The 22,252-nt window shown below is 54.3% G+C and carries 14 protein-coding genes; 11 read left to right on the forward strand and 3 right to left on the reverse strand.

Features of this window, described 5'->3' with window-relative positions:
- Positions 1-216 precede the first annotated feature (216 nt).
- The 5 genes from Q0650_RS11510 to Q0650_RS11530 all read left to right on the forward strand — a co-directional run bounded on the left by Q0650_RS11510 (position 217) and on the right by Q0650_RS11530 (position 6,454).
- A complete protein-coding gene (locus tag Q0650_RS11510) occupies positions 217-1,248 on the forward strand; it encodes a LacI family DNA-binding transcriptional regulator (protein ID WP_298819085.1) in 1,032 nt (343 codons plus the stop codon).
- 116 nt (positions 1,249-1,364) lie between these two features.
- Positions 1,365-2,684 (forward strand): ABC transporter substrate-binding protein, encoded by a 1,320-nt coding sequence (locus Q0650_RS11515; protein WP_298819086.1) that lies wholly within the window; start codon positions 1,365-1,367, stop codon positions 2,682-2,684.
- Positions 2,685-2,847: 163 nt separating this feature from the next.
- Positions 2,848-3,984 carry a carbohydrate ABC transporter permease gene (locus Q0650_RS11520; RefSeq protein WP_298819088.1) on the forward strand — a complete coding sequence of 379 codons (1,137 nt, stop codon included), beginning with the start codon at positions 2,848-2,850 and terminating at the stop codon, positions 3,982-3,984.
- The gene (locus tag Q0650_RS11525) at positions 3,981-4,901 is read left to right on the forward strand and encodes a carbohydrate ABC transporter permease (RefSeq protein WP_298819090.1); all 921 of its coding nucleotides are present in this window, start codon (positions 3,981-3,983) and stop codon (positions 4,899-4,901) included. Before Q0650_RS11520 ends, Q0650_RS11525 begins: the two co-directional genes overlap by 4 nt.
- A gap of 140 nt (positions 4,902-5,041) precedes the next feature.
- On the forward strand, positions 5,042-6,454 hold the full coding sequence (locus tag Q0650_RS11530) for a glycoside hydrolase family 32 protein (RefSeq protein WP_298819093.1): 1,413 nt from the start codon (positions 5,042-5,044) through the stop codon (positions 6,452-6,454).
- 541 nt (positions 6,455-6,995) lie between these two features.
- Here the strand turns inward: Q0650_RS11530 and Q0650_RS11535 are convergent.
- The 3 genes from Q0650_RS11535 to Q0650_RS11545 all read right to left on the reverse strand — a co-directional run bounded on the left by Q0650_RS11535 (position 6,996) and on the right by Q0650_RS11545 (position 10,318).
- Complete coding sequence (locus Q0650_RS11535; RefSeq protein ID WP_298819095.1) at positions 6,996-7,370, reverse strand: type VII toxin-antitoxin system HepT family RNase toxin; 375 nt, start codon at positions 7,368-7,370, stop codon at positions 6,996-6,998.
- Positions 7,363-7,797, reverse strand: coding sequence for a type VII toxin-antitoxin system MntA family adenylyltransferase antitoxin (locus Q0650_RS11540; RefSeq protein ID WP_298819097.1), 435 nt, complete (start codon positions 7,795-7,797; stop codon positions 7,363-7,365). The genes Q0650_RS11535 and Q0650_RS11540 overlap by 8 nt, the downstream gene beginning before the upstream one ends.
- Before the next feature lie 394 nt (positions 7,798-8,191).
- Positions 8,192-10,318, reverse strand: coding sequence for a DUF6345 domain-containing protein (locus Q0650_RS11545; RefSeq protein ID WP_298819099.1), 2,127 nt, complete (start codon positions 10,316-10,318; stop codon positions 8,192-8,194).
- A 302-nt stretch (positions 10,319-10,620) separates the two neighbouring features.
- Here Q0650_RS11545 and acnA point away from each other — a divergent pair, with 302 nt between their 5' ends.
- From acnA to Q0650_RS11575, 6 genes are all read left to right on the forward strand, one after another.
- Positions 10,621-13,362, forward strand: a complete 2,742-nt coding sequence (acnA, locus tag Q0650_RS11550) for an aconitate hydratase AcnA (RefSeq protein ID WP_298819101.1) — start codon at positions 10,621-10,623, stop codon at positions 13,360-13,362.
- 275 nt (positions 13,363-13,637) lie between these two features.
- Positions 13,638-14,552 (forward strand): DUF4007 family protein, encoded by a 915-nt coding sequence (locus Q0650_RS11555; RefSeq protein WP_298819103.1) that lies wholly within the window; start codon positions 13,638-13,640, stop codon positions 14,550-14,552.
- Between the two features lie 253 nt (positions 14,553-14,805).
- The gene (locus Q0650_RS11560; protein ID WP_298819105.1) at positions 14,806-17,973 is read left to right on the forward strand and encodes a hypothetical protein; all 3,168 of its coding nucleotides are present in this window, start codon (positions 14,806-14,808) and stop codon (positions 17,971-17,973) included.
- Between the two features lie 14 nt (positions 17,974-17,987).
- Complete coding sequence (locus Q0650_RS11565) at positions 17,988-18,821, forward strand: phosphoadenosine phosphosulfate reductase family protein (protein WP_298819107.1); 834 nt, start codon at positions 17,988-17,990, stop codon at positions 18,819-18,821.
- A gap of 9 nt (positions 18,822-18,830) precedes the next feature.
- Positions 18,831-20,591, forward strand: a complete 1,761-nt coding sequence (locus Q0650_RS11570) for a hypothetical protein (protein ID WP_298819109.1) — start codon at positions 18,831-18,833, stop codon at positions 20,589-20,591.
- Positions 20,592-20,610: 19 nt separating this feature from the next.
- Complete coding sequence (locus tag Q0650_RS11575) at positions 20,611-22,248, forward strand: hypothetical protein (protein WP_298819111.1); 1,638 nt, start codon at positions 20,611-20,613, stop codon at positions 22,246-22,248.
- The last annotated feature ends 4 nt before the right edge of the window (positions 22,249-22,252 follow it).

Genomic DNA, 22,252 nt, shown 5'->3' on the forward strand with positions numbered 1-22,252 from the left:
TATCGACTATCGCTCTCCTGGCAGATGGCTGGGCGCAGCAGCGCTGCGCCCCTACCCCCGCTCCCGCTCCACCTGCCATTGCCCGCACAGCGCCGGCTATCGGCTATCGACTATTTACAACAAAACGGTTTTTTCTGGTATCATCCCCTTGACAAGTCAATGGTATCATGGTATAAATCGAATTAGTAATTCGTTTTAGTAAGATTATTCAGGTCAATGGCTGACCACTCTCGCTCAAAACGTAACCGTCCGCCGTCAATGTACGACGTTGCCCGGCTGGCTGGTGTTTCCCAAACCACGGTTTCTTTCGTGGTCAACAATGTCGCCAGCGCCGCGATCAGTCAGGAGACGCGCGATCGGGTATGGGCTGCCATCCACGCGCTGGGTTGGCGTCCCAACGCAATGGCGCGCGGTCTGCGCACCCGTCATTCGCAGACCCTCGGCCTGATCTCTGACGAGGTGGCGACTTCGCCGTATGCGGTGCGTATGATCCTCGGCGCGCAAGAAAAGGCTTGGGCGGGTAGTCAAATGTTACTGGTAGTGAACACGAGTGGCCAGCGTGATATTGAGCAGACAGCGCTGCAATTTATGCTGGAACGGCGGGTAGAGGGGTTGCTATACGCCACAATGTATCATCACGAGGTTGTGCCACCGCCAGAAATAGGGTTAGTGCCCGCCGTGCTGCTCAATTGCTTTGTGGCCGATCGCTCCCTGCCGGCCATTGTGCCGGATGAGCAACAGGGTGGTTATACCGCCACTGAAGCCCTGATTCGGCGGGGACATCGCCGGATTGCTTTTGTTAACGAGACCATTCCGATGCCGGCTTTGTTTGGCCGCCTGGAGGGGTATCGGCAGGCGCTGGCCGATTATGGTTTGCCGTTCGACCCGACGCTGGTGCGTCGCTGCCATTCAAATGCTCAGGATACCTTTGCTGTCGTTCGTGAACTGCTCGAATTGCCCGATCGGCCAACAGCGATCTTTTGTTTCAACGATAAGATGGCGATGGGTGCTTATGACGCTATCAAGCGAGCAGGACTGCGCATTCCCCAGGATGTGGCAGTGATCGGTTTCGACAATCTTGAGCTAATTGCCGCCCAGCTTTACCCGCCTTTGACAACGGTGGCTTTGCCGCACTACGAGATGGGACAGCGAGCGGTTGAGTTGTTGCAAACCCTGTCTGCTGGCGAGCAGTTACCGCCAATTCAGCATACCATTCCCTGCCCGCTCGTCGAACGGGCTTCGATATAGACGTTAGCCGTTATTCATCGGCAACCTGAATGAGAAAGGAGGTGCCGCAGCTTTTTTTATCGCGTAAAGCCGTTTTGTCAATGGTGACCGTTGTTGAACAGTGAGGAGATGGAACAATGCATCGTTCACGTATGATGCTGGTGGTCACAGTGATGACCATCGTAGGTTTTGTGCTGGCTGCATGCGGTGGTGGTGATACGACTCAACCCCAGGCTGGCGCCACGACTCAGCCGTCCGCTGGGGAACAGAAGCGAGTAACTATATTGGGCGCGTTCGGAGGCACTGAGGCCGATGCTTTTGAAGAGGTGATCAAGGTCTTCGAGGCGGCAAATCCCGATATTGACGTCGTCTACACCGGTGTGAATGACTTCGACACTCAGATTGTTGTGCGTGTGCAGGCTGGCGATCCGCCAGACATTGCCGGCTTTCCGCAACCCGGTGGCGCGGCTCGGCTGGCTGCCGAAGGCAATCTTGTGCCGCTGTGGCCTGAGATCATTTCTTTGATCGATCAGAACTATGCTCCGTTCTGGAAAGAACTGGGCACTTTTGGCGGCACGCCTTATGGTGTGTTCCATCGCGTCAATGCCAAGGGCTTTATCTGGTACAACAAGCCGGCGTTTGAGGCTGCCGGTTATACCGTGCCCACCACGTGGGATGAGCTGAAGGCGTTGACCGAGCAGATGAAGGCCAACGGTCACACGCCCTGGTGCGAGGGTATCGAGTCAGGCGCAGCAACCGGTTGGAAAGGCACTGACTGGATCGAAAATATCATGCTGCGCACTCAGACTACCGCGACTTACGATCGCTGGATCGCAGGGGAGTTGCCGTTTAGCTCGCCCGGAGTCAAGCGCGCGTTTGAGATTCTGGGTGAGGTCTGGTTCACCGATGGCAACGTTTATGGCGGTCGGCAGTCGATCGTGTTGACCAATTTCGGCGATGCGGCGACCTTCCTCTTTACCGAGCCGCCGAACTGCTGGTTGCACTTGCAGGGCAGCTTTGTCACCAACTTCTTCCAGGATTCGGTGAAGGCCGATCTGGACAACAAGGTTGGTCTGTTTGTTATGCCGCCAATCGATCCCAACGTGACACCGGCGCTTGAGGTTGGTGGCGATGTCTTCGTCGTGCTCAAGGATCGCGATCGGCCAGAGGTGCGGAAGTTCATGGAGTTTATGGCAACCGGCGCGTCAGCCACGCCGTGGGCGCGACTCGGTGGCGGTATCTTCCCCCACAAGGATCAAGACCTGAGCGTCTATCCAACCTCAATCGAGCGCCAGGTTGCCGAGGCCATCCTTGCCGCGCAGGCAGCTCGCTTCGACGCTTCGGATGCGATGCCGGCTGCCGTTAATGCCGCTTTCTGGAAGGGTGTGACCGACTGGGCCAGCGGCAATCGCGATCTCGATACGATGCTGGCCGAGATCGATGCGGCGGGACAATGAGTTAGAGACTCTTATGCGGCGGGTCGCCACCCGATCCGCCGCGCTCTTTTACCATAACGTTGTGATCTGGCAACGTTGAGACATCCGTTGCGCCACCAGTGTTGTGCAATCCCGTTCACTGTAACGTTTGGTCTGGCAATGTTGCCACGCAAGGAGGAGTTTCATGCGACCAACACGGGAAATAACCCGCTCCCCCGCGGCAAACGGCATTGGCGCGTTTCTCTCAACCACGATTGGCCGCTTGCTGGTTTCGCTATTTGTGCCTGCCGTCACCTTTCTGGTGTTGTATCAGGTCTTTATCTTCCTGCGTGATACGCAGATCCCCCAATGGATCACGGCAATCATCGCGATTCTGTGGGGTGTTGGCGGTGTGTTGGCGCTCTTCACCATCTCAAACTACGTCATCGAACAGCTTGGGCCGGCCTGGCGACGACGCCTTATTCCTTTCGTTTTCGTGGGGCCGGCGCTGGCAATTTTGACCTGGTATCTGGTCTTGCCAACTATCCGCTCGTTTATCGCCAGTCTGTACGATGCCCGCGGGATCAATTTTGTTGGTCTCGACAACTATATCTATGCCTTCACCAGCCAGGAGATGTTGCAGTCGTACCGGAACAATTTCCTGTTCTGGATGATCTTCGGCACGGCCATGAGTGTCGGTTTTGGCTTGCTGATTGCCGTTCTGGTTGATCGTACCCATCCGGTATTTGAGACGATCTGTAAGGCATTGATCTTTATGCCAATGGTGATCTCAGGGGTGGGCGCTTCGGTGATCTGGAAGTTTATCTACGAGTATCGACCGACCGGCGCAAATCAGATCGGGTTGCTCAATGGGATCATCACTGCGCTGGGGTTTGAGTCGCAGGGCTGGCTGTTGTTGCAGCCGTGGAATAATCTCTTCCTGGTGATTATTATGGTCTGGCTTCAGACCGGCTATTCGATGGTTATCCTTTCGGCGGCAATTAAAGGCATCCCCTCCGATCTGCTCGAAGCGGGTCGCATTGATGGCGCCAACGAATTTCAAATCTTTCGCAGCATTATCTTGCCCTCTATTCAAGGGACACTAATCACGGTCACGACGACAATCATTCTCTTTACCTTAAAAATCTTCGATATTGTCCAGTCGATGACCGGTGGAAATTTTGGCACACAGGTGATTGCCAATGTCCAGTATGTGCAGCTTTTCCGTCAGGTACACAACGGTCGCGCGGCAGCGATTGCGATTATCCTGCTGCTGGCAGTGTTGCCGGTGATGTACTACAACCTGCGTCAGTTCGGTAAGCAGACGGAGGCCTTCCGATGACCAGCACAACTTTTTCTGCCCCTCGCCACCGCCCGCGGATTCGTTTTGGCACGGTGATGGTCTACGTGGTGATGATCGCAATCACTCTGTTGTGGATCACGCCGACCATCGGCTTGCTGGTGAGTTCGTTTCGACCCGCTGACGATGTTAAGACAAGCGGTTGGTGGACGGTGGTGACAAACCCGGATACGGCCCGGTTTACACTTGATAACTATCGAGTCGTGCTTGGTTTGCCTCTGCCGGATCGCCCGGCGCCGACCGGTGGTAGCCGCGTTGGTATGGAAGTCGCGCTGCTCAATACGTTGACCGTGGCGTTGCCGGCGACGATTATTCCAATCTTAATTGCCGCGTTTGCCGCTTATGGCTTCGCCTGGATCGACTTTCCTGGTCGGCGCGCGCTGTTTATTCTGGTTGTGGCAATGCTGGTGGTGCCGCTGCAAATCTCGCTGGTTCCGATCCTGCGCGACTACGTGGCCTTGCAGCTCGGTGGTACCTATCTCGGTGTCTGGCTGGCCCACACCGGTTTCGGGTTGCCACTGGCCGTCTATCTGCTCTACAACTACGTTAGCACCATCCCGCGCGATATTTTCGAGTCGGCGTTTCTCGATGGCGCGACTCACTTCACCATCTTCACCCGCCTCATCTTGCCGCTCTCGATGCCGGCATTGGCCAGTTTCGCTATCTTTCAGTTCCTGTGGACGTGGAACGATCTGCTGGTGGCGCTGGTCTTCTTAGGCGCCGAACCGCGCGTTCAGGTCGTGACCCAGCGTTTGCTGAGTCTCCTCGGGCAGTTCGGGCAGGATTGGCATCTGCTGACTTCCGGCGCGTTCGTCTCGATGGTCGTGCCGTTGATCGTCTTCTTCTCGTTGCAACGATTCTTCGTTCGCGGTTTGATGGCCGGTTCGGTGAAGGGCTAGGTGCTGCGGATCATTAATTAGTGCTTGTCTCGCTCAAGGAAGCAGGCGAAGCCCGGCCTGGGTTACTGCGCCTGCTCCTGGCTTGTATGGTGAAAGAGCAATCCTGTTTCGCTCTGGCAGAAAGAGGTCACCAAAGATTTATGCTCAACGATTGCCATCGTCCTCGCTATCACTTTTTGCCACCGGCCAACTGGATGAACGATCCGAACGGATTGATCCAATGGGGTGATACCTTTCATCTCTTTTATCAGTACAACCCCGCTGGGCCATTTCATCGGAACATTCACTGGGGACATGCGACCAGTCGTGATCTCATTCACTGGCAGCATCAGCCGATTGCGCTGGCGCCAACCCCTGATGGCCCGGATGCCGATGGCTGCTGGTCGGGGTGCGCAGTTGATGATCACGGCACGCCTACGCTGATCTATACCGGATTTCGTCTGCCCGAAACACAGCAACCTTGTCTGGCAGTGAGCTACGATGGCATGGTCACCTGGCAAAAATGGCCGCAGCCGATCATCTCTGCGCCACCGCCTGACCTCGATCTGCTCGGTTTTCGCGACCACACCATCTGGCGCGAAGCCGGATGCTGGCATATGCTGATCGGCGCCGGCATTCGCGGCCAGGGCGGCGCTGCGCTGCATTACAGCTCCCACGATTTGCGTCATTGGAAGTATGAAGGGCCATTACTGGTTGGAGATGCCGGACAGTTCGAACCAATCTGGACGGGCACGCTGTGGGAGTGTCCCGATTTCTTTGCGCTGGGCGATGATCATGTGCTGATCTGTTCGGTATGGGATCAGCGCCCCTACTACACTATCGCCATGCAAGGTTCGTATGGCGATAGTCGGTTTACGCCTCATACCATCCACAAACTCGATGCCGGTGATGTTCATTTTTACGCGCCGCAGACTGCGCTGCTCCGCGATGGTCGCCGGATCATGTTTGGTTGGGCGATGGAGGGGCGCAGCGAAGCGGTGACACGGGCAGCAGGTTGGGCTGGCGTGATGTCGCTGCCGCGCGAGGTAAAACTGGCCAGTGATGGCTCCCTCGTGACCATACCGATTGCCGAGGTCGAGCGGTTGCGCGGGGTTGCCACGCAAGCAGCGCCCGGCTACGTGTCGCCGGGCGCGCTGCAATGGATGGCGATCCAAGGCGCGCATCTTGAGCTTGAGTTTATCGCCCATCCGCCGGCAAGCGGGTCGTTGAGCATCTGGCTGCGGGCCAGTCCCGATGGGAGCGAAGCGACGATTCTGCGCTACGATACCGATACCGACACGCTTACGCTCGACCGCAGCCGCTCAGCGCTGGCGGGTGAAGTCTGGCGCGACTCGCATCATTGCCTGCTGCCGCTGACCGTCGGCGAACCGCTCCATCTGCGTATCTTCCTCGACGGCTCGTTGATCGAAGTATTTGCCAATCAGCGCCGCTCGATCACCAGCCGCATCTATCCATCGCGGCCTGACAGTCTCGGCGTCGCGCTGCTGGCAGAAGGCGGGCGCGCCGAAGTTGTGGCGCTCCGCGCCTGGGAGATGGCCGGGATTTGGGAGTGACAGGGTCGGGCTGGCGAGAGGAGCGCGACAACTGTACGCAGTTGTCGCGCTTTCTCTACGCTGCTAATGTTACCGCTAAAACGTCCACCACACCCAGTGATACGATGTCACCGGCAACGGGCGCGGCGGCATTGGTGAACCGGGTTTGGGCAGTTTATTATTCTAGCGCCGCAGGGCATTGCTCGCGCCGTGCAGGTGCGCTTGAGCAATGTCAAGCGCTTATACCTCAGAATGCCTTGATCTGGAGGCGCGCGCTCGATACCTGCCAGGGCTTCGCTAAGGCGTTCAAAGCGCGCGTCATCAGCGCCTAGAGCGCTGCTGGAACTGCAACAGAACGTGGAGATCGATCTGGTCGGGCAGCGCGCCTCACCCACAATAACCACCGCGAGCAGGTGGTGGCGCTGTCCGAGGCGATCACCAACTAGCGGCTCGGCTGAGCGACACGCCGGAGATTGCTGCGGGCGCAATCGATAGTGGCGGAGTGGCAGCTTGCGCCAAATCTAGCCACTGAGAGCGCGTCCACAGCGGAACAACGCCACGGTTAGAGCAATTGCGCAAAGACCGGTTTGAATGCTTCCAGATCATCGAGATTGTCTTGCAGAACACGATAAACGATGCTGCGGTCGATGTTCAGATAGTCATGCACGAGGATGTTACGAAAACCAATCATTCTGATCCAGGCTTCCTCTTGAGCAGAATCGATCAGACCCGCTTCGCGCAGCCGACGAGGAATGTCGCTATACCAGTCAATCGTTCCTAAACCTTGTTCTGCAACGACATGATTTCCCAGATCGTTGAGCGACTCGATCGCCAGTTGTAGAAACCGCTCTGCGCTCCCATATCGTTCGGGGTTACCGACAAATTCATCGTATGAGTACCGCTGTAACTGGCGCAAAATAGCCAGATACTCATCCAACTTTTCCAGCCTTTTGCGGATGACTTCGGGTCTGACCATGCAACACTCGCTGTTGGTACGCCTTGCGTTGGACATCCAGGTAGGGTCGAAAATCCAGGAACTGGCGCGTGATCCTGGAAAAATACGCTCCCCGGTCAAAGTCTTCGGTCTGATAGATGACGCGATTGTGACGCACAACCTCATGCTTCAACACAATATCGTCCGTGTCGAGGACAACCAGATCGACCCGGCAGAATCCGGCCCGAGCCAGATCGGTTAGGATGTCGATACGGGGAAGTTCGCCAGCGCCCGGTCGCGGGACAATCGCCAGATCGAGATCGCTTTCGGCATGGAGCTTGCCGCTAACTGCTGATCCAAACAGATAGACTGCCTGGATCCCTGGGTATTTCTTAAAAATGTCAGGCAATTGTTCCAGGGTAGGGAACATTTGCAACCTTCTAATGTTGAATGTTCAACGTCTTCGGCGTTGTACCTTTACCACTTCGCATGATACCACAGGCATAGATGTTAACATTCCACCTGCCAAAATCCTTGCAGTTGAGACGTGATCCCTGGTGCGTTCAAGGTGTGTGGCGCTGGCGACATCCATTCACGTCCTTACCTGCCTTCATCTTCACGTGCAGATAAGGGGTGTAGAGGCAAAGCGCGCGCCATCCTGCCGTTGATCTCCCTTAGGTGCAGCGATGATGGCGCAGCATACCTTCCGTACATTGTGGGGATTGCTGCGGCTGCTGACTCGCCTTCTCCTCATGCTACTGTGAGGACGCGATGTTTTCCCCCCTGCGCCCGCGCGCGGGCACAGGGGAGAGGACGACTATCCCCTAAAACGTCCACCACACCCAGTGATACGATGTCACCGGCAGCGGGCGCGGCGGCATCGGCGAATTGGGTTTGGGCAGTTTATCATTGAGCGGATTGACGGTATTACTCCGCGCATAGATGTAGGCCGGCTTGCCCGCGTTCATATCGAAGGCGGTCTTGACCCAGGCCTGGGCAATTGTCAGTTGGGCCCAGGGAAAGTCGATGCCGAGAAATGACGGCATACGCATATTGGCCGTCAGTGTCCCGCCGAAGGCAACATCGGCCATGTTGCTATTGAAACCGAGCAACATATGCGCCCCTTGAAACGCGCCGAACCAGCGTCGAATCGGTTCGCTTCCCGATGCGTATCCCTGCACGCGCAACGTCTGACACGAGGCAAAACCGACCCAGCGGAGGCTCTGGTAACGGGCATTGGTGCCGTCAAACCAGGTGCTATCTTTGTTTGAGCCTAACGAGATACCGCCTGGACCACCGTGCCCGGCGTAGTAGACAAAAGCGGCCCGATCGACACCGGCCGTGCAATCGATCCCACCGAGACTGCAATCGCGCCAGTCGCGTTCCCATGCGTTGTTGTTGTACCACAAGAAGCGCGAGCTGTAGCCTGCCAGGATCATCCCAGACGAAAACCCGCTCACATCTGGTATTACTGCAGGTAAATCGGAGCCACCCGGTCCGCTAGGCGGATAATCCCAAACGCCTTCAATGCCATAGGTATATATGGTTTGGGCCAGTTCTGCCGTCGGTAAGGCGGTCGAACTACTGCCAGGGTTGGTTACGACTGGGATGTATGTGAAGCTGAAATTCGGTGTCAGGCTGATGCTGGCTTCGCGCTGAAAGCCGTTGTTGTCGGTTACGCGCAGAATGATTGTCACTGCATCCGGTGAGGTTTCGCGGATCGTTGTTGGTAACGTGGTTGAAAGGTTGACACTGCCAGGATCGCTAAGTGTGGTCGGGTCGCTGAGCGGTGTCTCATCACCGAGCAACCACTGGTAGGTGTACGGCGCAGTGCCGCTGGAGATTGAGCCGGTCAGATTGATCGGGCTGGCGGCATTGAACAGGCTGTTATTAGCCGGCGTGGTGATCGCGACACTGGGAGCGGGGCTGTTACTGCCTGTTGCGGCGAGCGGGATCGAGAACGAGCGCAAGACAATCTCGTCTCCATTCGGCAGGGTCACCGTGATATTGTCGAAAACTGCCTCAGGCTCAAGAATTGTTTGCTCGCGCGAGGCGTCGTCAACCATGTATTTTAAGACCGGCTCAGGAACGTTGACAGTGCCATTTGGATATGCGGCTCGAACCTGATCGGCCACTTCATTGCGCACCTCGGCGAGCGAGCGCACCGGCGTTTCACGGACATAATCCAGGCTCCGCCCGTAAAACGGCATTGCCACAGCGACCAGGCCGGGGATGGCATCGTCGAGTGAGTCACTGCTATTGCTCAGCGGTGTGGTACCGGTGGTATCGGTGGTGGTGAAGAGAAGTGAGATGTGGCCGCCGGCGCCTCCGATCTCGATAAACTGGTCGCCGCCGAAGCCAAACGGCACCTCTACCACGACGCCAACCACCGTTTCGCTCACCTGTCCCGGCGTGCCGCCTGAGACCGGCGCTTGAGCTGCCCGAATCAGCGTGGTGCGCCCGAAGTCCTTCGTCGAATCGCATGCTCCTGGCTGCGCCCGGGTGCGCGCCGGATAGTTACTCAATCCGTTTCCTTCCAGCACACCGTCGTGACCGGCAAAATTATTGTTAACCAGGAAGAGACAGGCGAGCCGTTTGGCCGCTTCTTCATTAACCGATCCGACTGGCGCCGAGAAATCGAGACCGTCGATGTCGTAGGCGAAGAAACCGCCTGACGCCGCATATTGGGTCAGGACAGTGCGGTTTGCTTCGTTTAGCCGGAAGAAGCGTTGTCTGTCGTTGAAGGTGTCCTGGCCGGTAGCTGCGGCGCGCCCAACCCCTTCCAATCTGCCGCCCAACTGCTGAGTTGTGTCATTGCTGACAGCTAACCTGGTGAGGCGAAAGATGGGTAAACGAAGGGTTTGCGCCGGGGCCGGCGCCGCCGGCGCCAGACTTGCGCAGAGCAGACCGATGAGAAACCAGATTGGCATGTAGTGAACCGCGCGCTTCATGATCAACCTCCTTTGCAAAAAAAATAGATACCATTCGCATTGCCTGAATACAGTAAATGGAGGAGATCATAGAGGCGTTATATTCAGACACGCACGATCTTATACGCAGATCTCACCGGAAAGTAGCGCGATAATTGTCCTGATTTATGAAATCAACAACATAACCTGTGTTTTTAACCAAAAAGTTACTTTCTAAAAGTTTGTGCTCACTATCACAACAACTGACGCATTCATGCTATAATCGCACTACCACAAGATGGAAAGGCCTTCCGTTGCGGGAGTTCAACCGAAGGAGAAAAACGATGGCTAACAGCTTTGGCGCTCGCTCGACGTTAACCGTCGGCGATCGCGTCTATGAAATCTACCGCCTTGACGCACTCACTGCCCACGGCATCAATCTGACCCGTCTGCCCTACTCGCTCCGCATTCTGCTGGAAAATCTGCTCCGCCACGAAGATGGTCGCACCGTCACTGCCGATGACATCCTGGCGCTTGCCAACTGGCAGCCGCAAGCCGAACCCGAGCGGGAAGTGGCTTTTATGCCGGCGCGCGTGATTTTGCAAGATTTCACCGGCGTGCCATGCGTGGTCGATCTGGCGGCCATGCGTGACGCTATGGCCGAGCTGGGTGGCGATCCGCGCCGGATCAATCCGTTGCAGCCGGTAGAATTGGTCATCGACCACTCAGTGCAGGTTGATGCGTATGGCTCTGAAGCGGCGTTGTTGATCAACAAAGACCTTGAGTTCCAGCGCAATGTTGAGCGCTACGCTTTCTTGCGCTGGGGTCAGACGGCCTTTGACAACTTCAAAGTCGTGCCGCCGGGCAATGGCATCGTCCATCAGGTCAACCTTGAGTATCTGGCGCGCGTCGTCTTCACCAGCGATGAGAATCCGCGCGCGCAGGGCGCAGTGCAGGCCTACCCCGATACTCTGGTCGGCACCGACTCGCACACCACGATGATCAACGGCCTTGGCGTGCTGGGTTGGGGTGTGGGCGGTATCGAAGCCGAAGCAGCCATGCTCGGTCAGCCCCTGTCAATGTTGATCCCACAGGTGGTTGGCTTCAAGCTGACCGGACGGCTGCGCGAGGGTGCAACCGCCACCGATCTGGTGTTGACCGTGACGCAGATGCTGCGCAAGCTTGGCGTGGTGGGCAAATTTGTCGAGTTCTTTGGCCCCGGCCTGGCCAACTTGCCGCTTGCCGACCGGGCAACCATTGCCAACATGGCGCCAGAGTATGGCGCAACCTGTGGTATCTTCCCGGTTGACGACGAGACGTTGCGCTATCTGCGCTTCTCTGGACGCAGCGAAGAACGGGTCGCGCTGGTCGAGGCGTATTTCAAGGAGCAGGGTCTCTTCCACGACGAACACACCCCTGAAGCCGAGTATTCAACGGTCATCGAGCTTGATCTGAGCGCGGTCGAGCCGAGCGTGGCCGGCCCCAAACGACCCGAAGGTCGGGTGCCGCTAACCGAGGTCAATCGCACCTTCCACATGGCCGTGCCGGCAATTGTCAACCCGAATCAGCCCGATACCGCGCTATCGGCAGCCGATTTTGCCGCTACCGCCGTGGAAGTTCCCGGCGCCAATTACAAACTGCACCATGGTTCGGTCGTTATTGCTGCTATCACCTCCTGCACCAATACGTCGAACCCGTCGGTGATGGTGGCCGCCGGCTTGCTGGCCAAGAAAGCGGTCGAAGCCGGCTTGACGGTCAAGCCATGGGTAAAGACATCGCTGGCGCCCGGTTCGAAAGTGGTGACCGAGTATTTGACCAACGCCGGCTTAATGCCCTACCTCGAGGCGCTGCGTTTCCACACCGTCGGTTACGGATGCACGACCTGCATCGGAAACTCCGGCCCGCTGGCGCCTGAAATCAGCCAGACGATCGAGCAGGCCGGATTGGTCGCCGTGTCGGTGTTGTCGGGCAATCGCAACTTTGAAGGGCGAGTGCAGCAGGACGTTAAAGCCAACTATTTGATGTCTCCGCCGCTAGTTGTGGCCTACGCCATTGCCGGTCGGATCGATATCGATCTGGATCGAGAGCCGCTAGGGATTGGCAAAGATGGCCAGCCGGTCTATCTGCGCGACATCTGGCCTTCACAGGCTGAGGTTCAGCAGACAATCGAGACGGCGATCCAGTCTGAGATGTACCGTCGCTCATACGCCAGCGTCTTTGTTGGCGATGAGCGCTGGGAGAACATTCCAGTGCCGGCTGGCGATCAGTTTGCCTGGGATCCGGCCAGCACCTACGTGCGCCGACCGCCCTACTTTGATCGGATGAGTCCAACTCCGCCAGAGCGAGTGGCCGAGATCCACGGCGCGCGGGTACTGGCCTTCCTCGGTGACAGCATCACCACTGATCACATCAGCCCTGCGGGCAGCATCAAGGTCAACTCACCCGCCGGCAAATATCTGATCGAGCATGGGGTCGCGCCAGCCGATTTCAACAGTTACGGCGCGCGGCGCGGCAACCACGAAGTCATGGTGCGCGGCACGTTTGCCAACATTCGCCTGCGCAACAAGCTGGCGCCGGGCACCGAAGGCGGTTTCACCACCTACCTGCCCACCGGCGAGGTAATGACAATCTATGATGCCGCGATGCGCTATCAGGCCGATGGCACGCCACTGATCGTCATTGCCGGCAAAGAATACGGCAACGGCTCATCGCGAGACTGGGCCGCCAAAGGCCCCTACCTCCAGGGGGTCAAGGCAGTGATTGCCGAGAGTTTCGAGCGCATTCACCGCTCAAATCTGGTCGGCATGGGGATCGTGCCACTGCAATTCATGCCCGGCGAGAGCGCAGCCAGCCTCGGCTTGACCGGCCACGAGGTATACGATGTGATCGGATTAGCCGATGCAATTGCCAGTGGCTTTGCTAATGGCCGCATTCTGACCGTGCGGGCCACTGCCGCTGACGGCACTGCGCGCGAGTTCCAGACCCGCGCGCGGATTGATACGCCGCAAGAGATTGAATACTATCGCCACGGCGGTATCTTGCAGTACGTGTTACGCCAGTTGCTGGCCGAAGACAACGCTGCGTAGAGCGCCTGACCCGGCTGAGCGTGAGGCCGGTCTCGTAGCGGCCCCTTACCAACCATGCCCCCTCAGCAGCACTGAGGGGGTATGCGTTTGGCGACAAACGATGACACAGCCGATCACTCATGGCGACCAGCGTGGCAAACCGCGCGTCACCGCAGTGCGTTCGATGATCCTTGGTAGGAGAGACGGGATATTTGCTAAGTTTATTTTAATGTTTATAATACGATATTGTCTCCATGCTCCTGTACAGTTTTTTGACTTTACATAATAGTGATTTTATGACTCGATCTTTCATCTTTAGCGGCCACGAAACGTTCACCCTGCGAAGTAACTGGCTTAAAAAAGCCTTCGATCTACTGCGTACCTATGATGACCTTTTTAGCCGTGAAGATGCGTTCGTTCTGCTCGGCGTTGGCAAAAACATGGCGCAATCGATTCGGTTCTGGGGATTGGCAACCGGTCTCTTCGAGCGTGTCGATCGAGGCGAATTCCGCGCAACACAACTCGGTACCGACCTCTTAGCGGACGATGGATGGGATCCTTTCCTGGTAACTCCTACCGGGCGCTGGCTGATCCACTATCAGCTTGTGGCAAGGTCTAACTCGCCGTTTACGTGGTATTACACGTTCAATTTGCTTAAGCGAGGTGAATTTACTGGTCATTCGCTTCGCAATTCAATAATAGACTACGTTTCCCATCGTAGTAGTAAAATTGTTTCAGAGTCTACACTAGATCGTGATATTGATTGCATGCTCCGGTGTTACATCCGACCAAATATTACCCGCGCTGGCGCTAGTCAGTCTGTAGAAGAAGTTTTGCATTGTCCACTCCATGATCTCGGTCTTCTTCAAGCGTTACCTGATCAACGCGGCTATCAACTGACAAGCGGTCTGCGCGCGGATGTGCCGGACGAGCTGGTGGTGCTGGCTGCGCGTAACCAGGCCATCTCACTTGGACGATCAACACTCTCTTTTAACGATTTGGCATACGGTGAAAAATCACCTGGACGAATCTTCCGCTTTGATGAAGATAGTCTACTGAGTCGCCTCTTCCGTTTTGAAGAGATGACGAATGGCCTGGCCGCTTACAGCGACAGTGGTGGTATTCGCCAGATTGTATGGCGTAATCTTGAGTTACTCGATGAACGAACACTCCTTGTAGCCGCTTTTGATCGAGAAAAAGCGTATGTCTAAACTTATCTCTATTGCATCACGCTATACTCGTTCGGTGCATATTAGATATGATTTTCATGATCTCCGTCATTATCCCAAGGGTTATCTAGTTACACCGCTTGTTCGGCAGACACTAGAACGCATTTTGCGAGGTTTGCATGCCGGGAGTCGAGATCGCGCATTTTCTGTGATCGGCCCCTTTGGTGCTGGTAAATCAGCGTTTGCGCTATTTTTAGCTCATTTCTTGCAGCGAAACCAGAAAAGGCGCCAGCAGATGCTGCACGATCTAGACACTGTGGTAGAAGATGCGTGGCTTACGGTGCCCTCGCTGCTTGCCGTTCTAACACCAGGTAATAACAGTTCGTTGCGACGCGCTGTTGTGCAGTCGTTGCTGGATGCGCTGGAACGATCACGTTTGTCAACGCCAGAGATCAAACAATTCCGCCAGCATCTGACGGCATGTATCCAAAATGAGCCGCTTGATCCGGTCACTACTGCCGAGCTGGTAGCGGAGGCTGCGCGATTGTTGAAAAGTGAGGGCACGTATGCTGGCATTCTTCTCATCATTGATGAGTTGGGTCAGTATCTCGATTATGCCGCTCATCACGACGACGAACGCGATCTCTTTGTTTTGCAGAGCCTCGCTGAAATGGCAGCTCGCAGTGGCGATACGCCGGTGGTGGTGGTCACTATTTTGCATCAAGCTTTCGAGCATTACACAGCGTATGCAGGTAGCCGTCGCCGGCTCGAGTGGGCGAAGGTTCAGGGGCGTTTCATTGATCTAGCATTTCAGGAGCCACTCAGCCAGATGATCCGGATGGTGGCAGCCGCTTTACGACCCGCCGTTTCTGATCCGTTGAAAGCGCAGCGTGTTGCCTGGTCTGAGCGTATCTCGCCCATCACGGAAGAGCTGGGATTGCGACCAAACGAAATCGCTGCGGATGAATGGCGGCAAATTATTGCCGATACGTTTCCGATTCATCCAATGACGCTGCTTGCTCTCCCCGGTATTATGCGTCAGCTTGCGCAAAATGAACGAACGCTTTTTTCCTTTCTTGCTTCTGATGAACCCTGGGGTTTGCAAGATATATTGAATCAGGCCCAGCAAGGTAATTCCGTGCCAATCTATCGCCTGACGCATATGTTCGCCTATGTTGAAGCTAATCTTGGCGCAGGTCTTTTCACGCGCGCTCGTGGTCAGCGTTGGGCCGAGCTGGTGGAAGCGCGGGCAGAAATCGCTGTCACAGAAACCCATCTTCTTGATACCTTAACCGTTATTGGTGTGCTGAATGCGCTGGAGCGAGCTGCCGGTTTGCGTGCCTGTCAGGCACAAATTTCGTTTGCGCTCACCGATCATCTTGCTGATGAGCAGGTCACGTTGGCGCTGCGTGCTTTGCAGGATCGCAGACGCATTATTTATCGACGCTATCGTGATAGTTTTGTGCTCTGGGAAGGGAGTGATCTCGATCTTGAAGAACTTACTCTGTCAACTCGACGCAGATTGAGTGAGCAGTTATCCGTATGCCAGCTACTATCCCGTTATGCCGATACAACGCCACGCATTGCCCATCGACACAGTTATCAGTCGGGAGCAACGCGCGTATTTGCGGTTCGCTACGTCGATCTCAATCAGTGTCGTGAAGGTCTATCGTCAATCCCAAACTATGATGGTGAGATCCTGCACATTGTGCCAAATGATGAAGAAGAGTTAGCGCAAGCGGAACAGTGGGCAACCGATCCGGCGCGAATTGATGAAACGGCGCGGATCGTAGTTTTGCCGCAGCGCATCCACGAGTTACGTGATGTCACTCTTGAGGTGGCGGCACTGCGCGCGCTTTTGGAAGAGAGGGAAGAACTTGAACATGACCGGGTGGCGCGGCGTGAAGTGGCAAGTCGCCTACTTGAAGCAGAGCAGGTATTACAGGAAGCATTGAGAAGAGCATTCAACCCACAGAGCCGCTGGTTCTATCGCGGCCAGTCGGTTGCGCTGACCAATGCTCGCCAGATTGATGAACTTCTATCACAGGCGGCTGACATCACCTACCGGTTGTCGCCTCGGATCTGGAATGAACTCATCGCGCGAGATACGATCTCATCAGCAGCAGCCAAAGCTCGCCGCAACCTGGTTGAAGCGCTTATTACCCGCTCTGATCAAGCGTTGCTTGGGATTATAGGTTATCCTCCAGAGCGTGCTATCTATGCCAGCCTCTTCCAGCTCAGCGGGATACATCGTGAAACAACAGATGGCGCATGGGAAATCGGGCCGCCGCCATCTGAAGACCCGTTACAGCTTCGTCCGGCATGGAATGCGCTGGAAGAAAAGTTGCACAGCTCGGAAAACAATCCTCTACCGCTAACAGAACTGTATACGTTTCTCCAACGACCACCTTACGGCGTCAAAGCTGGGATTATTCCTCTTCTCTTCGTCGCATTTTATGTCGCGCGAGCTGGAGAGGTGGTCTTCTACGAGCATGGTAACTACGTGCCTATTCCCGACATGGCGATGTTTGAACGCTTACTGGCGCGACCTGACTATTTTGCTGCGCGCCTTTGCCAGGCAAAGGGAGCGCGCCGTGCCGTGTATCAGCAGCTCGCTGCCACGTTTGCGCCGCAGGCATTGCAGCAACGAGTTCAACCTGCCCTGCTTGCGGTTGCAATGCCATTTCTCCGCGTTTACCACCGTTTGCCGTCGTACAGTAAACATACGAAGCAAATTAGCCAGCGCGCGCAAGCAATTCGGCAAGCGCTAGGCGACGCACGCGCACCCGATGAATTGTTGTTTGAACTACTTCCACAGGCTTGCGCAATAGTGCCCTGGAAATCGACTGATACGATTGAGCAGGAGCAACTTCGTGACTTTATTAATCAGTTACAAGCAGGCTTGCAAGAGTTGCAAACGGTGTTTCTTAACCTCCGACGTGACATTATCAATAGCGTGATCACAGCGTTTGCCTTGCCGGACAATACGGCGCAAGCGCATCAGGCGTTGCTTCATCGTTATCAGCGTATAGCAGCGCTAACGAATGACCCACTTCTCCACTCTCTCGGCGCGCGATTGGAGACAGCTCAGCCTGATGGCGAGTCGTGGGCAATGAGTATCGCAGCGCTTGTTATGAAACGACCGCCAGAGCAATGGCAAGACGGCGATTTGCCCGTGTTCCGCGCAGCTATAGCCGATCTGGCCCGCCGGTTTCGCGCAGTCGAAGCGTTGATACTTGCCGCAAGTCATCAGGCAGGAGAAGATAACCTTCTTCGCATTGCAATTACGAACGGAAAGGGGGAAGTAAGTCGCGTTGTTCATCTCCGCGCCGATAATGAAACTCATCAGCTTCGTCGCGAGCTACGCGCGGTGCTGGAACGTTACCAGACGCTCAACCTGGATCAACGCATTGGTTTGCTGGCTGAGATGCTGCAACATCTTGTAACCGATGAACATGCTTAAAAGAGGAGTTGCTGATGGCAACCGAGACTGACATCATTCGTGAGTGGGCAGCGCGTCCTGGTCGTCATATTGTGAATCTTAGCGGTGGCAAAGATAGCACTGCCCTTGCCATCTATCTCCATGACAAAATACCGCAGATTGAATATGTTTTCTGCGACACGCACAAAGAACTGCCAGAAACCTACGAATATCTGGATCGTCTGGAAGGATTTTTGCAGCGTCCTATCATTCGCCTCAATGCCCAGCGCGGATTTGACCATTGGCTTGATATGTATGGCGGGATGCTACCTTCCGCGCAGGTTCGCTGGTGTACTCGCAAACTGAAGATCGAACCATTTGAAGCATTCATCGGCGATGATCTGGTCTGGAGCTATATCGGTATTCGGGCAGATGAAGGTCGAAGCGGGTACATTTCAACGAAACCTAATGTGCGTCCGGTCTATCCATTCAAAGAATTGGGCATGACGATTGCCGACATTGAGCGTATCCTCGAAATGAGCGGCTTAGGATTGCCGGCATACTACTCCTGGCGCCAACGGAGCGGCTGCTTTTTCTGCTTCTTTCAGCGAACCGGAGAATGGATAGGCTTGAAAGAGCATCATCCCAATCTGTTTGAGCAGGCGAAGGCGTATGAGACGGAACGAGGCGGGGAACATTTCTACTGGCGTCAGCGCGAAAGTTTGGCTGAACTGGAACGTCCTGAACGCATTGCGCAGATCAAGCGCGAACACGCTATGCGGCTGGAAACAGAGCGCAAAAAACGCCCTAACCGACCGCTGATCGAATTGGTTGGAGCGGCTCTCGATGCCGAAGATGACGAGGTTGGATGCGATATTTGCCATCTGTGAGGTGGTGGCATGGCACGTGTGCAAAATCCATTCGTTGATTATCTCAACCGATACACGACCGCTTCGCCAAACCATGAAGCCGCTTTCGATGAGTATATTGCGGCAGCGCAACCACCTGCTGCCGGCCCTCTCCGGTTGCAAACCAAAATTGAGCGATTCTTACTCGAAGTATATAACAAAGACCGACCACCCTCTGTAATTCTGACCGGTAATGCCGGTGATGGCAAAACCTATTTATGTCGCCAGGTATTGCGGACGTTTGGTTCTCCGCAGGTGTCAGATTTGTTGTGGGAAAGTCTTGTTGATCGTCCGATTGAGCGCAATGGAACGCGCTTGTTCGTTGTCAAAGATCTCTCAGAATTGAGTGAAGAAAAGGGGAAGGAGATTCTTGATCGTTTGGGTGAGGGATTAAATAATCCGGCAAATCCTAATCGATATCTCATTGCCGCAAACGAAGGTAGACTGCGGCAATTGCTTTCAGGTTTGCCCCATCGAGGAGAGTTATCTCAAACGATCAATCATCAGCTCGAAAATGGCGCGGAAATTACCAACGAATCCTTGATTGTAATCAACCTAAATCGCGTCGCAACCTCAACATTTGTGCCAGAAACGTTGCGTTGGATGACTGATCCGCGTCACTGGCACGACTGTCAGCAGTGTCACGCGCGAGATAAATGCCCGATTCGGTACAATGCTGAGCAATTAGCCAATAACGAGATTGTTAGTCGGGTGCAAACTCTGTATCAGCTCTTGGAAGCTATTGGCGAACATCTAACTGTTCGTGACATGCTGATCCATTTCGCATACACCATCAGTGGCGGCCAAACATGCAGAAAAATCCAGCAGGCAGGAAGTGATTTGTCACAGTTTGTCTACTACGAAAATATCTTTGGACGAGCTGATGATGAAGGGTTTCGCCGCAAGTCACATCTTACCCAACTCCTGGCCCGGCTGCAGATCGGTCAACATTCCAGCTTTGAAATTGACGAATTTATTTTGAGTGGAGGGAAAACATCTGACGAGACGTTTATCCATCAGAAGTTGTTTGGCGAGACAATCGATGTAAACTTTAAGCAGTTTAATCAAGACCGACGCGCATATCTCGAAGGAAGTGATAATTCGCGAGCGCAAGACGCGCTCAAGTGGCTACCGCATTGCCGACGTAAAATCTTTTTTACTGGATCGATCCATCACTATTACCGACTCTTACCGTTTCGGTTCTTTCAAGAATACCACCAGCTCTACAGATCGTCTGGAGAGAGAATAGACGAACAAACATTACGCTTGTTTGTTAAGGGCTTAAATCGGGCTTTTTCGCGACTATATCTCCACGAAGATCAGCACCTGTATATAACCGCACAATATTTACATAGTGTTAATCAGCCACATCCGTTAGTGTTATTTAGGATACCAATTGACAATATTCGCCTGTTTTTTGACGAGACTGCTGCTGATTACATTGATGTCACTCGATACACACTCTGTTTAGATATTTCACCTCCGCGTACATCACAAAATCAGGAACCGCTCAAATGGCGATTGGGGATCTTGCAGTTTGAGTACATTATGCGATTAGCCGTCGGAGGAAACTTCGCAATTCTTGCCACGGAATGCGAGCTTGACATTCGACGGTTGAAGGATGAACTGATCAAACGGTTTGCGCCTACCACGTTGGATCAACATGTGGTCGAGTTCTTCATGCCTGCTCGCAGCAGGTATGAACTGCGCAGGTTGCGAATTAATGAACACCGGAAAATTGTCGCTGAGTAACTCAAGGAAAGTAAGAGCTATGAATGTCTACGGTCAGTTTCAGAGGGATGAAAAATACCCGCTTGAGGCGCTTATTTGGGGGCATCGCCTGCGTGATAATCAGCACTGGATTGAATATTTGCTCGAATTTCTCAGCGTGTTAGTTGGATACGACTACAGTTTTGGTCGAGGTACACAGCCGCACCAAAAATATCGAATTCCCAAGAGATTGGGATTGCGTAGATTTATTTTCTATGACAAGTACGAGAAGACACAGGATAGCCGAGATGATCGCGCTGTCAAAATGCTCAGAGAGGCTTTAGTAAATAAGGTTGAGCAAAACAAATATGATGCTGAAGCAACATTACAGCAGATCCAGGTGTTATTGCGATCATTTGCGGTTATTGAGGATAACCGGTCTTGGTATGCAAAAAGTCTATTTCCTGCTCACGAAAATTTGCTGCTCTGGGAAGCGTTACGCAAGAGATCAACGAAAGATACATACCGGGGGCCTGTTGACCATTTTTCTGCTGATGATCTGGACGAAAGTATCGAGTTTAATGCCCGTAACTTCTTTGCGCGGGGAGGTGAACTCTACTACTTGATCATTTCTGCTGGCACGGAACACGACTCTGAGCGACGTGAGCGCATTGCGCGTAGCCTGTGGCGGTTACTCACCGAGCAAAATCAGTCTCTCGGTGAACTGGCCAGCCTGATTGATCAAACTTGGCAGGAACAAAAACAGTCACCTGACAATGATGCTCAGGGTTCGCCTGGCTGGATACCTGATCCTGATTGCAAACTGTATCAACAGTTTGCCGAAGATCTCGATATTTTGCTTGATAATAGTCTGGATGCTCTTGAAAGCCTGGAATTACTTGCGCATCTCATTTGCTTTCACGTTATTCTCTACATTTACCATCGCGCTCATCCTCAACATGATCCGAGTCTCTGCCAAACTGGCAAGTGCCTTGATGTCTGTCGTCCTGAGTTGCTGATTGATATTCCCGGCGATGAAGAAAGTCAGAAGGTTCGCTCACTTTCAGCTAATCAACTGCGTTTGCATGAACAGTGGCAGGTTGAACGTGTCAGACGCTATATCAAAGCAAAGGTGGAAGCGATAGCTAAACAGACTCCTCCCGATCAATTTCTCGATCAGATTAGAGCGGAAGTTGATCGCTACTTAGGGGGAATTCGCAGGAAGGGGCGAGAACAATTTGAAAAAAATATGCAATCCTTCGAGCCGAAGGTTCTGGCAGGTTATACAGCGCACATGCTCGATCAGGTAGTTGAATCGCTTGATGAAGTCATGGGTAGGAACTTTCGCGATCACTTCGTCAGCGTTCATCGTCGTCTTGGCCGATCAATCGGTCTGATTGCGCCATTGCGAGGGCCGCAACCTCGTTTCGTACTCGGTGATAATTTGCTTAAGACGCTTACAATGACTGTTATTCCTGCCGGTAAAACCATGACGTTTGGCCAGTTCCTTGAAACGCTTTACGCGCGTTACGGGATCATCATTGGTCCAGGCGAGGCGCGCAAAGCACAATTTTTTAAGCGGAGCCGGACAAATGAGGGAGTCTTTGCTCGAAATCGAGATCGGTTTTTGTTGCGCATGAAACTTGCCGGGTTGTTGACCCAATACTCTGATGCCACGGCTATGGTTCATCGACCATAACATC

Origin of the sequence: uncultured Chloroflexus sp. (assembly GCF_937129525.1) — a bacterium.
GTDB lineage: Bacteria > Chloroflexota > Chloroflexia > Chloroflexales > Chloroflexaceae > Chloroflexus.

Excerpts from the sequence above, each read along its gene's own strand:
- Q0650_RS11510 (WP_298819085.1), top strand. The coding sequence starts at position 217 with ATGGCTGACCACTCTCGCTCAAAACGTAACCGTCCGCCGTCAATGTAC.
- Q0650_RS11515 (WP_298819086.1), top strand. The coding sequence starts at position 1,365 with ATGCATCGTTCACGTATGATGCTGGTGGTCACAGTGATGACCATCGTA.
- Q0650_RS11520 (WP_298819088.1), top strand. The coding sequence starts at position 2,848 with ATGCGACCAACACGGGAAATAACCCGCTCCCCCGCGGCAAACGGCATT.
- Q0650_RS11525 (WP_298819090.1), top strand. The coding sequence starts at position 3,981 with ATGACCAGCACAACTTTTTCTGCCCCTCGCCACCGCCCGCGGATTCGT.
- Q0650_RS11530 (WP_298819093.1), top strand. The coding sequence starts at position 5,042 with ATGCTCAACGATTGCCATCGTCCTCGCTATCACTTTTTGCCACCGGCC.
- Q0650_RS11540 (WP_298819097.1), bottom strand. The coding sequence starts at position 7,797 with ATGTTCCCTACCCTGGAACAATTGCCTGACATTTTTAAGAAATACCCA.
- Q0650_RS11545 (WP_298819099.1), bottom strand. The coding sequence starts at position 10,318 with ATGAAGCGCGCGGTTCACTACATGCCAATCTGGTTTCTCATCGGTCTG.
- acnA (WP_298819101.1), top strand. The coding sequence starts at position 10,621 with ATGGCTAACAGCTTTGGCGCTCGCTCGACGTTAACCGTCGGCGATCGC.
- Q0650_RS11555 (WP_298819103.1), top strand. The coding sequence starts at position 13,638 with ATGACTCGATCTTTCATCTTTAGCGGCCACGAAACGTTCACCCTGCGA.
- Q0650_RS11560 (WP_298819105.1), top strand. The coding sequence starts at position 14,806 with ATGCTGCACGATCTAGACACTGTGGTAGAAGATGCGTGGCTTACGGTG.
- Q0650_RS11565 (WP_298819107.1), top strand. The coding sequence starts at position 17,988 with ATGGCAACCGAGACTGACATCATTCGTGAGTGGGCAGCGCGTCCTGGT.
- Q0650_RS11570 (WP_298819109.1), top strand. The coding sequence starts at position 18,831 with ATGGCACGTGTGCAAAATCCATTCGTTGATTATCTCAACCGATACACG.
- Q0650_RS11575 (WP_298819111.1), top strand. The coding sequence starts at position 20,611 with ATGAATGTCTACGGTCAGTTTCAGAGGGATGAAAAATACCCGCTTGAG.